The 359-nt window shown below is 70.8% G+C and carries 1 pseudogene; it reads right to left on the bottom strand.

The features are described 5' to 3' along the window. Positions 1-359: pseudogene (locus AC3A6P_RS36160) on the bottom strand (hypothetical protein); the annotation flags it as partial.

Below are 359 nucleotides of genomic sequence, written 5' to 3' on the forward strand. Positions count from 1 at the left end.
GCGGCGGCCTCGCGGGCCAGCACCTCGTAGTCGATGGTGGGTGGGGCCGCGGTGGCATCGGTGGACTGGGCTTGGCGTAAGGCGTCGATCTGGGCCAGCACCTGCTCCAGGGCACCGTGTTCGGCCAGCACATGAATCACCGCCGCGGGCACCGCCGACGGCAGCGTCGCGGCCACACAATCGCCGGCACCGCACTGGCACACCAACCGATCCCGACGAGCGTAGACCGCCCCTTGCGCCGCCGCCCGCAGCTCACCTTTGCTGCGGGGATCGTTGCTGCACACGGTGGCGGCCAGCGCATCCAGCACCCGCATCCCCAACTCCGCATCAGCTGCCGAGATCCGCCCATACAGCGACGC

The sequence above is a fragment of the Mycobacterium sp. Soil_C_30 genome (genome assembly GCF_057656995.1).